This is a genomic window from Magnetococcales bacterium (genome assembly GCA_015231925.1).
Classification (GTDB): domain Bacteria; phylum Pseudomonadota; class Magnetococcia; order Magnetococcales; family JADGAQ01; genus JADGAQ01.
Genome location: JADGAQ010000172.1, coordinates 1 through 8,924, shown reverse-complemented (window position 1 = coordinate 8,924; position 8,924 = coordinate 1). Strand labels below are relative to the sequence as shown.

The following is an 8,924-nucleotide window of genomic DNA, read 5'->3' as shown; positions in this document are numbered from 1 at the left end:
TCGTGTCCTGGAGCGGCTCCTCGAAGCCCAGTTGACCGAGCAGCGCAAGGCGCGTCGGGGACGCAGCCTGTTCCGGCTTTTTCTGGCTGCTTATCTGATCGCGATCCTGGCCTCCTTCCTGATCGACTCCACCGATTCCATCGAATTCGATGGCTTGACCCACAAAAAACACGCGGCGGTGATCAACCTCGAAGGCATTCTTCTGGCCGGAACGCAAAACGATGCCACAGAGGTGGTCGATGCGTTGGAGTCGGCTTTTTCGGATCGCAACAGCGCCGCCGTGATCCTGCGCATCAACAGTCCGGGGGGCAGCGCGGTGCAGTCGGGGATCATCCACGACGCCATCCGGCGCTTGCGCAAAAGCCATCCCCATATTCCCGTCTACGCCGCTCTGGAGGATCTGTGCGCCTCCGGGGGCTATTATGTCGCCTCCGCAGCAGGGAGCATCTATGCCGACAAAGCCACCCTGGTGGGCTCCATCGGGGTGATCATGCAGTCCTTCGGCGTGCCGCAACTGATCGAAAAGTGGGGTATCGAAAACCGCACCCTCACCGCAGGCGAGCATAAGGCCTTTCTGGACCCCTTTCAGACCGTGCGTCCCGAGGAGAAGGCCCATGCTCAGGCCCTTTTGAACACGATTCACCAGCAGTTCATCAAATCGGTCAAGGAGGGGCGCGGAGAGCGGTTGAAGGTATCCGACGACCAGTTGTTCAACGGACTGATCTGGACAGGCGAGGAGGCCTTGCGCCTCGGTCTGGTGGATGGTTTGGCCTCGGCGGAGAGTCTGGCCCGGGAAAAAGCCGGGGGGGTGCCTCTGGTCGACTTCACCAAGAAGAAAGATTGGTTGAGCCGCATGAGTCGCCATTTCGGTGAAACGCTGTTCAATATGGTTGTTACTCAACAAAAGATTCCTCAGTTGATGTAGGTCAATCGCTCAAGATGTTCATTGGATTTTACCTTGGCGATGTGCCCCATTTCCTGCCATGATTGCCCCCCAGATTTGGGGGTAGAGGCTTTTGCAGCCCCTTTGCAACTTCTCCAGGCCCATCACTACCGATATCGTCTCCCCTGGAGATCAGCACGTTTAGGAGGATCGCATGCTTGAATCCTATCGCCAACATGTCGCCGAAAGGGCCAAGGAAGGTATTCCCGCCAAGCCGCTGGATGCCGGACAAACCCTGGCGCTGGTGGAGTTGTTGAAAAATCCCCCCGCCGGTGAAGGCGAAACCTTGTTGGAACTGATCACCAACCAGGTGCCTCCCGGGGTGGACGATGCCTCCCAGGTGAAGGCGGCTTTTCTGGACGCAGTGGCCAAGGGCAAGGTGAGCTGTCCGGTGATTGATCGGAAGGCGGCGGTCAAGCTGTTGGGCACCATGATCGGCGGTTACAACGTGGTCCCCCTGATGGACCTGCTGGATGATGCGGCTCTGGCCGAAGACGCCGTGGCGGCCCTCTCCAACACCCTGCTGGTTTACGACAATTTCAAGGTGATGGTCACCAAGGCCAAGAGCAACGCCCAGGCCCGCAAGGTGTTGGAAAACTGGGCCAACGCCACCTGGTTCACCTCGCGTCCCGGCATTCCCGCCAGCATCACCTGCACGGTGTTCCGTGTGGACGGGGAGACCAACACCGACGACCTCTCGCCGGCTTCCGAGGCCTGGAGCCGTCCGGATATCCCCCTGCATGCCAAATCGATGCTGATGAACCGCAAACCCGGTTCGCTGGAAGAGATCATCGAGCTGAAGAAAAAGGGCCATCCCCTGGCCTATGTCGGGGATGTGGTGGGCACCGGCTCTTCGCGCAAATCGGCGGTCAACTCCCTGCTCTGGCATATCGGCAACGACATTCCCTTCGTGCCGGCCAAGCGCACTGCGGGTGTGGTTATCGGCGGCACCATCGCGCCGATCTTCTTCAATACGGCGGAAGACTCGGGCATGCTGCCGCTGCAGTGCGACGTGAGCCAACTGAAGAGCGGTGATGTCATCACCATCGACACCACCAAGGGTGTGATCACCCGTGACGGAGCCCAGGTCAGCAGCTTCAAGCTCTCTCCGACCACCCTGTCCGACGAAGTGCGGGCCGGGGGGCGGGTGAACCTCATCATCGGGCGCAAGTTGACGGCTCAGGCCCGGGAAGCGTTGGGCATGGGGGCAAGCAATCTCTTCGCCGAGACGGAAGTTCCCGCCGATACCGGGAAGGGCTACAGCCTGGCGCAGAAGATGGTGGGCAAGGCCTGCGGCGTGACCGGGGTGCGTCCCGGCGCCTATTGCGAACCGGCCATGACCACCGTGGGTTCCCAGGACACCACCGGTCCCATGACCCGGGATGAGATCAAGGAGCTGGCCTGCCTCGGCTTTGCGGCCGATATGGTCATGCAGAGCTTCTGCCATACGGCGGCCTATCCCAAGTCGGTGGATATCCAGACCCACAAGACCCTGCCGCAGTTCATCGCGGAGCGGGGCGGGCTGGCCCTCAAGGTGGGCGACGGCGTGGTCCACTCCTGGCTGAACCGTCTGCTGCTGCCCGATACCGTGGGTACCGGCGGCGATTCCCACACCCGTTTCCCCATCGGCATCTCCTTCCCGGCGGGATCCGGTCTGGTGGCCTTCGCAGCCGCCACCGGCGCCATGCCGCTGGTCATGCCCGAGTCGGTGCGGGTGCGCTTCACGGGCACCCTGCAGCCGGGCATCACCCTGCGGGATCTGGTCAACGCCATTCCCTGGGTGGCCATTCAGCGCGGACAGTTGACCGTGGCCAAGGCCGGCAAGAAGAACATCTTCGCCGGACGCATCCTCGAAATCGAAGGGCTGCCCGACCTCAAGGTGGAGCAGGCTTTCGAACTCGCCGACGCCTCGGCGGAGCGTTCCGCTGCAGCCTGCACCGTACTGTTGAACAAGGAGCCGGTCATCGAGTACGTCCGCTCCAACGTGACCCTGCTGCGCAACCTGCTCAACCGGGGTTACGCCAATCCGGAAGCCATCAAACGGCGTATCGCCCGCATGGAGGAGTGGTTGGCCAAGCCGGAGCTGCTGCAACCGGATGCCGACGCGGAGTATGCCGCCGACATCGAAATCGACCTGAACGCCATCAAGGAACCGATCGTGGCCTGCCCGAACGATCCCGACAAGGTGGAGCTGCTCTCCGTCGTGGCGGGTGAGAGCATCGACGAGGTCTTCCTGGGCTCTTGCATGACCAACATCGGACACTTCCGCGCCGCCAGCCGCATTCTGGAAGGCAAGAACGTGCCCGGTCGCCTGTGGGTGGCTCCGCCGACCCGCATGGACGAGCAGCAACTCATCGAGGAGGGTCATTACAGCATCTTCGGCAAGGCGGGCGCCCGCACCGAGGTTCCGGGGTGTTCCCTCTGCATGGGCAATCAGGCTCGGGTGCGGGATAATGCCAAGGTCTTCTCCACCTCCACCCGCAACTTCGACGACCGCATGGGCAAGGGCGCCCAGGTCTATCTGGGTTCGGCGGAGCTGGGTGCGGTCTGCGCCATTCTGGGCCGCCTTCCGACGGTGGAGGAGTATCTCAAGCTGGTGGAAGAGAAGGTGGCCCCCAAGGCTGCCGATGTCTATCGTTACCTCAACTTCGATCAGATTGCCGACTACGAGAACAACGGCGTGGTCATCCCCATCAAGGTGGCCTGAGGCTTGAAACGCCAAATCCAGGGAGGCTTCGGCCTCCCTTTTTTTTGGGCGAGGGGAAAAGGAACTTCTCTCCTTGTCCGGGAATCCAATGGTATATAACTAACGGTCGATTCTCGGTGCGAGGTGGACATGAGCGGATATACGGGCATTCATCACGCCGCATTTGCCACGCGGGATATCGGTATGACCGTTCGATTCTGGCGGGATCTTCTCGGCATGCGACTGGTCTACGCTTACGGCAGGCCGGGTTACCGGCAATATTTCTTCGAAGTGGCGGAGGAAAACCGCATCAGCTTCTTCGAATGGCCGGAGGTGGAGAAACTGGCCTTGCGTCGCCACGGGGAGCCGGTGCGCGGCCCCTTCGGGTTTGATCACATTTCGATCGGGGTGGACGATGTGGAGCGGCTTTGGGAGCTTATGGCCCTGCTGGAGGGGGCGGGTTTCCCGGTTTCGGACGTGATCGATCATGGCGGGTTCTATTCGATCTACTCTTACGATCCCAACGGAATCGGCATCGAATTCTCGGCCAATGTCAAAAAGCGCATGTGGCGCAAGCCGCTGCTGGTGGACGAAGAGCCCCCGATGGAAGAGTTGGAGGGATCGGAGCCCATAGCGGGACGGTGGCCGGAACCGGAGCCGTTGAAGGCGGAGGATCGGGTGGTGGTGCCGGGAGATGGCAGCGAAAACTTCCTCAAGAGGAGATGAGGGTGGTGTCCGGAGTTTCGGAGGTAGTGGTCATTCTGGATCGACCGACGCAGCCGGGCAATATCGGCGCGGTGGCGCGGGCCATGAAGAACATGGGGCTCTCCCGACTGCGACTGGTTGCTCCGGCGCAGTTTCCCCACCCGGAGGCCGTGGCCTTCGCTTCGGGTGCGCAGGATCTGCTGGCCGGGGCGGAAGTCTTCGAGTCGGTGACGCAGGCCATCGCCGATATCCATTGGCTGGTTGCCACCAGTACGCGCAATCGGGGGCAGCGGCAACGCATCGTGACTCCCCGGGAACTGGCGGGTTTGATGCTGGACCGGCCGGCGGGACAACGCATCGGCTGGCTCTTCGGCACCGAGCGCACCGGTCTGGAGACGCGGGATTTGGAACGGGCGGATCTGATCTGCCATATTCCCACCGCAGCGGCCTATACGTCGCTGAATCTGGCCCAGGCCGTGCTGCTTCTGGCCTATGAATGGATGCTGGCGGAAGGCCGCGAGTCGTCCATGGCGCGGGATCCCCTTCAGGAGGGGGTGGCCGACAAGGGGGAGATGGAAAGACTCTTCCTGCACATGGAAGAGTCCTTGCGGGCCATCGATTTTCTGAAGGAGGGGCAGGACCGCCACATGATGGGCAGTCTGCGGGCCCTTTTCCATCGGGCCGGACTCGACCGTCGGGAAGTGGCCATCCTTCGGGGTGTTTTTCATGAGATGACCTCTTCCCGCCGTCGGGCTTCAGGCGGAGAATGAGGGTGGAGACCTCGGTCATTCGCGTGGAGCGGGTCGAAGGCCCGGAAGTGGCCGTTCTCCTGACGGCGGAAGGCCGGGAGGCTCTGCGGCGCTGGAGCTACCGCCGGGGGGACATTCTCACCGTGGTGGATGCCTCGGGAGCCGGCTTCCGGGCGCGACTGCTGGACGACGGGCAGCGGGTGGTTCCCTTCGAGGCGCTGCCTTGTTCCCCGGAGCCGCGCCGGGAGCGCATTCTCTGGCAGGCTCTGCCGGACAAGGAGCGTATGCTGTTCATCCTGCAGAAGGGGGTGGAGTTGGGCATGACGGCCATCCTTCCCCTGCTGACGCGCCATTCGGCGGGCATGCCGGAAGCGGACAAGCTGGTCACCTGGAACCGGGTGGTGCTGGCGGCGGCCAAACAGTGTCGCCGGGCGGTCCTTCCCCGGGTGTTGTCGCCGTTGCCGTTGTCGGAGGCTCCGGGGGGTGACTGGGGGGAGTGTCACGGCTGGCGTCTGGAGGTGGGAGGGGGCGTGCCGCATCTGCATAATTTGCGCCGCCAGCGTCCGGAAGGGGGCGTGATCCTGCTGGTTGGGCCGGAAGGTGGCTGGCATCCCCAGGAGCGGGAGAGTCTGGAGGAGGCGGGTTTCCGTCCGGCCAGTCTGGGACCACGCATTCTGCGCACCGAAACGGCGGCCCTGGCCGGGCTTGCCGTGTTGGAGACCTGCGAGAATTTGTCGGGAAATGTTGCTTGATCCGTATGCAATTGCAGAAAACTGTGTTAATCTGGTTGGTTCAAGAGGTGAAGCCCAACTTCCGGTCGATCAGGAGCTGGCCATGTCATGGAATAACGATGGAGGCAAACCCGGCGGGCCCTGGGGCAGTGGTCCCCGCGGGCCGCAGCCTCCCGATGTCGAAGAGATGATTCGGATGGCACGGGAGCGTTTGTCCGGGCATCTCCCCGGCGGCGGCAAGGTCTGGCCGATTCTGTTGGGAACGGCCTTCGTCATCTGGATGGCCACGGGCATCTATCTGGTGGGTCCGGACGAGCAGGGCGTGGTGGTGCGCTTCGGCGAATACGTGCAGACCACCGAGTCGGGGCCCCATTACCATCTTCCCTATCCCATCGAGCAGGTCTACAAGCCCAAAGTGACCCAGGTGCAGCGGATCGAAATCGGTTTTCGCACCCGCAACCGCACCATGGTCGATGTGCAGGTGGAATCCCTGATGCTGACCGGGGACGAAAACATCATCGACATCGATCTGAGCGTGCAATACCGCCTGAAAGATGCCAAGGACTATCTGTTCAACGTGCGCTCTCCCAGCAACGACGTTCACAAGGTGGTGCGGGACGCGGCGGAGTCGGCCATTCGTCAGGTGATCGGTCGCAACAGCATCGACGAGGCCCTGACCGCCGGCAAGGAGAGCATTCAGGAACAGACCCGTCTGACCATGCAGGAGATTCTCGACGGCTACTTGAGCGGTATCCATGTTCTGGCGGTGCAGCTGCAGCAGGTGGCCCCGCCGGAAGAGGTGGTGCAGGCCTTCAAGGACGTGGCCAGCGCCCGGGAGGATCGGGAACGGACCATCAACGTGGCTCACGGCTACTCCAACGACATCCTGCCCAAAGCCAAGGGTGAGGCGGCCCGGATCGTTCAGGAGGCGGAAGCCTACAAAACCGCTACGGAAATGCGCGCCAAGGGTGACGTGCAACGCTTTCTCAACCTGCGGGCCGAGTATCAGAAAGCCCCGGAAATCACCCGCAAACGTCTCTACCTGGAGACCATGGAAGAGATCTACAGCCATTCCAAAAAGGTGCTGATCGACTCCGGTGTCGGCGGGGTATTGCCCTATCTGCCCCTGGACGGGCGAACGGGTCATGAACGTCCGGCCTCCGGGATCAAGGGGGAGAAGCCATGAGGAGCCTGAATTCCGCCACCCTGCTGATAGTCGCCGCCGTGGGACTGGTGATCTCCCAATCGGTCTTCACCCTGCACCAGGTTGAACAGGCCCTGGTGGTGCAGTTGGGCAAGCCCGTGCGACCCGTCACCTCGCCGGGCCTGCACTTCAAGATGCCCTTCATCCAGGAGGTGCATACCTTCGAAAAGCGGTTGCTGGTCTTCGATTCCGATCCGCAGGAGGTTCTCTCCTCGGACAAGAAGAATCTGAAAGTGGACAACTTCGCCCGCTGGAAGATCGTCGATCCGCTGAAATTCTATCAGACGGTGCGTACCGAGGCGGGTGCGGCGTTGCGGCTGAACGACATCATCTATTCCAATCTGCGTGAGGTCCTGGGACAATACACCATGATGGAAATCGTGGCGGGCGCCCGGGCCGACCTGATGACCCGTATCCGCTCCCAGGCCAACGCCCAGGCGGCGCAATACGGCATCGAAGTGGTGGATGTGCGCATCAAGCGCACCGATCTGCCGGAGGAGAACTCCAAGGCGGTCTACCGGCGCATGCAGACGGAACGGGAACGGCAGGCCAAAACCTATCGGGCCCAGGGTGAGGAGGAGGCTTCCAAGATCACCGCCAAGGCCGATCGGGATCGGGAGGTGATTCTGGCCAGCGCCTATCAGGAGGCCCAGGCTCTGAAAGGACAGGGAGATGCCCTGGCAACCCGCATCTATGCCGATGCCTACCAGCAGGATCCTCAGTTTTATGATTTCATTCGTACCCTGGAGTCCTATCGCAAGGCGTTCAACCAGGAGACTACTCTGGTAGTGGAGCCCAAATCGGGCTTTTTCCGGCATTTCGGCGGAGAGCCGAAGTTGCCCTGACGGGGATTTCGGGGGAAAGTCTTGTCCGACTTGTTGACGGCCTTGGGCCTGATGCTGATTATTGAGGGAACCCCCTACTTTCTGAATCCGGGCCTGATGCGGCAATGGATCATGCGTGTCGGGCTCTTGTCGGATTCCACCTTGCGGCAGGCCGGACTTTTCCTGATGATAGTCGGTTTGGTTCTCGTCTATCTGGTGCGGAAACGGATACTGGGATGAAGAACGAGGCCGGGGAAAAGGAGCTTTCGGCCCTGCGCATTCCCCTGAACGCCATTGACCGGGTACTGCCTCCCCTGACGGGTTATCTCGACCCGGTGCATCTGGAGGAGTTGGGCCAATTGGGCGAAGTGGTCGCACCCCTGCGGGGCACCTTTCGCATCGTCCGGGAGAACGACTGCTTCCGGGTCAGCGGGGAAGTGAGCGGTGCGCTGATTCTGGAGTGTTCCCGATGCTTGCGTCCCTTTCGGGAGGAGGTTTTCGGGGAGTTCGACCGCCTCTATGCCGTCGGCCGGGATCCGTCGATCCTCAATCGGGAAACCGAACTGACCGAGGAGATCACCTATCTGGAGACGGGTCTCTTCTCCCCGTTGCGGCTTTTGGAGGAGGAGTGCATCCTGTTGCTGCCCATGGTTCCCGTGTGCAAGGAGACCTGCCCGGGGCTGTGTCCCAGTTGTGGAGCCGAGTTGGGCAAAGGGGGCTGCCGTTGTGAGCAGCCGACTCGCGAGAGCCCCTTTGCGATTCTGAAACGCACGTTGGTCTAATTTTGCTTTAGTGAAGGAGTTATTCCCATGGCGGTACCGAAGAAAAAGATCTCCCACTCCCGTGGTGGCAAGCGCCGTTCCCACAATGCCCTGGTTCTGCCCAACCTTTCCACCTGCACCAACTGCCAGGCCCCGGTCATGCCGCATCAGGTGTGCGGGAAATGCGGTTGGTATCGTGGCCGTGAGGTGATTAAAATCGAGGAGTAGGTCGGGTTGTTCCTGGCCGATCCGCTTGCCTGGGGCGTATTGACATTTGCCGGATTTTGGTTCCTGGCAAGGCGCAAGACGGTGAGGAAGCGG

Annotated in this window: 10 protein-coding genes; all 10 read left to right on the top strand. The window is 61.6% G+C overall.

Features of this window, described 5'->3' with window-relative positions:
- The coding region (gene sppA / locus HQL56_15690) for a signal peptide peptidase SppA (GenBank protein ID MBF0310961.1) at window positions 1–925 on the top strand (925 nt) is incomplete at its 5' end.
- Window positions 926–1,097: 172 nt separating this feature from the next.
- On the top strand, window positions 1,098–3,650 hold the full coding sequence (gene acnB, locus HQL56_15685) for a bifunctional aconitate hydratase 2/2-methylisocitrate dehydratase (protein ID MBF0310960.1): 2,553 nt from the start codon (window positions 1,098–1,100) through the stop codon (window positions 3,648–3,650).
- A 129-nt stretch (window positions 3,651–3,779) separates the two neighbouring features.
- On the top strand, window positions 3,780–4,355 hold the full coding sequence (locus HQL56_15680) for a VOC family protein (GenBank protein MBF0310959.1): 576 nt from the start codon (window positions 3,780–3,782) through the stop codon (window positions 4,353–4,355).
- Window positions 4,356–4,360: 5 nt separating this feature from the next.
- Window positions 4,361–5,104, top strand: coding sequence for an RNA methyltransferase (locus tag HQL56_15675; GenBank protein ID MBF0310958.1), 744 nt, complete (start codon window positions 4,361–4,363; stop codon window positions 5,102–5,104).
- 2 nt (window positions 5,105–5,106) lie between these two features.
- On the top strand, window positions 5,107–5,835 hold the full coding sequence (locus HQL56_15670) for a 16S rRNA (uracil(1498)-N(3))-methyltransferase (protein MBF0310957.1): 729 nt from the start codon (window positions 5,107–5,109) through the stop codon (window positions 5,833–5,835).
- An 82-nt stretch (window positions 5,836–5,917) separates the two neighbouring features.
- Window positions 5,918–7,000 carry an FtsH protease activity modulator HflK gene (gene hflK, locus HQL56_15665; GenBank protein ID MBF0310956.1) on the top strand — a complete coding sequence of 361 codons (1,083 nt, stop codon included), beginning with the start codon at window positions 5,918–5,920 and terminating at the stop codon, window positions 6,998–7,000.
- On the top strand, window positions 6,997–7,863 hold the full coding sequence (gene hflC, locus HQL56_15660) for a protease modulator HflC (GenBank protein MBF0310955.1): 867 nt from the start codon (window positions 6,997–6,999) through the stop codon (window positions 7,861–7,863). The genes hflK and hflC overlap by 4 nt, the downstream gene beginning before the upstream one ends.
- Window positions 7,864–7,884: 21 nt before the next feature.
- Window positions 7,885–8,082 (top strand): DUF2065 domain-containing protein, encoded by a 198-nt coding sequence (locus tag HQL56_15655; protein ID MBF0310954.1) that lies wholly within the window; start codon window positions 7,885–7,887, stop codon window positions 8,080–8,082.
- Window positions 8,079–8,624 (top strand): DUF177 domain-containing protein, encoded by a 546-nt coding sequence (locus HQL56_15650; GenBank protein MBF0310953.1) that lies wholly within the window; start codon window positions 8,079–8,081, stop codon window positions 8,622–8,624. The genes HQL56_15655 and HQL56_15650 overlap by 4 nt, the downstream gene beginning before the upstream one ends.
- A gap of 27 nt (window positions 8,625–8,651) precedes the next feature.
- Entirely contained in the window at window positions 8,652–8,831 is a 180-nt protein-coding gene (rpmF, locus tag HQL56_15645; protein MBF0310952.1) for a 50S ribosomal protein L32, read from the top strand.
- The last annotated feature ends 93 nt before the right edge of the window (window positions 8,832–8,924 follow it).